Here is a 1,023-nt window from a genome sequence, read left to right on the forward strand (position 1 = left end):
GTGGCGCGCCCCGCCCCGGCCAGGTCCGCCGGGTAGGCCGCGCCGACCGGGGCGAACCCGCCCGCCGACCGCACGGCCGCGAGCAGCGCCACCGAGACCGGGACCAGCGCCAGACCGGCCAGCAGCCCCTCGGCCGGCATCAGCCCGCTCCACAGGCCCGAACAGCGCATGCACTCCCGGGCGTGCCGCGCGATCCGCTTGCGCCACAGCGTCGACGGCCGGCCGTCCCAGCCCGCCAGCACCGTCCGCAGCGCCTCGCACGGCGGGTTCGCCTCCAGCGCCCGCTCGACCACGCGGGCCGCCTCCAGCTGGGCCTTCATCCGCTGCACCCGCACCGCCGTGTGCTGCGGCGGCAGCTCCAGCGCCCGGGCGACCTCCTCCCGGGTCAGCTCCCCGGCGCACTCCAGCCACCACAGCGACAGCAGCGCCCGGTCGTCGGGCTCCAGCCAGCGGGTCGCCCGGGCGGTCTCCCGGCGCTGCCCGGCCAGTTGCAGCCGTACGACGGTCAGGTCCACGAAGTCGGCGCCCGGGTCGGCCAGGTCGCCGGCCTCGTCCAGGCCGCCCTCGGCGTAGGGTCGGCGGGCCTCCCAGTGCGCACGTACCCGGTTCATCGCGATCGCCACCAGCCAGGACCGGAAGCTCTCGTCGGAGCGGAGGGCACCGAGGCCGTCCAGGGCGCGCAGCATCGTGTCCTGCACCACGTCGTCCACGTCGACCGAGCCGTTCAGGGCGCGTCCGACGACGTTGTAGACGAGCGGCAGGTGGGCCGCCACGAGCTCGTCCTGCGCGTACGTGTCGCCGGCACGCGCCGCCGCGACGAGCGCTGCCGTGTGCTGCTGTGTACTCATGTGATGATCCCTGTCCGTGCCGCCGGTCGATGATGCCCAATACCTGGGAGACCGTCGAGTCGGACGCCGATAACACTTTTGACCGAAGAAAATCTTTTCGAGGGTCGGCGTGGGCTGCGGCGGTGCGGCGTGAGGCCTGTCCCTTATACACCTCTCCGAGCCCACGAGACCGCGG

1 protein-coding gene is annotated in these 1,023 nt (G+C 73.9%); it reads right to left on the reverse strand.

All coding sequences use genetic code 11. From position 1 onward, the window contains the following. A partial coding sequence (locus tag GPJ59_RS36490; RefSeq protein ID WP_219672388.1) for an RNA polymerase sigma factor occupies positions 1-848 on the reverse strand: 848 nt, incomplete at its 3' end. Positions 849-1,023 lie beyond the last annotated feature (175 nt).

Origin of the sequence: Streptomyces bambusae, from assembly GCF_019400985.1 — a bacterium.
GTDB classification, from domain to species: Bacteria; Actinomycetota; Actinomycetes; order Streptomycetales; family Streptomycetaceae; genus Streptomyces; species Streptomyces bambusae_A.